This is a genomic window from Shigella sp. FC1967, from assembly GCF_001743005.1.
Taxonomy (GTDB): Bacteria; Pseudomonadota; Gammaproteobacteria; order Enterobacterales; family Enterobacteriaceae; genus Proteus.
Genome location: NZ_MIIZ01000050.1, coordinates 1 through 309 on the forward strand (window position 1 = coordinate 1; position 309 = coordinate 309).

The 309-nt window shown below is 46.9% G+C and carries 1 pseudogene; it reads right to left on the minus strand.

Annotated elements, in window-relative coordinates:
* Positions 1–309, minus strand: a pseudogene (locus BHE89_RS00375) (RNA-guided endonuclease TnpB family protein); the annotation flags it as partial.

Sequence of the window (309 nt, forward strand, 5' to 3'; positions counted from 1 at the left end):
CGGATTAGCAATCTTATTGCCGTCTGATTTGATGGCGTAATGACTCAGCCCCACATCAAGCCCCGTGATATTTGATATCAATGTTGGCTTTGCCGGTGCTTCTACCCCGTCATCACAGAGTAGTGACGCATAGTATTTTCCGGTTGCGCTGCGGCTCAGTGTGATACTTTTCAGCGCCCCCGTAATTTCACGATGTAAACGCGCTTCAATCGGTGCGATTTTCGGGATTTTTATCCCGCCATCAATGACTTTGATCCCGACACAATGATAGCTAGATTGTCTGCCATGCTTACTTTTAAACGTGGGAAA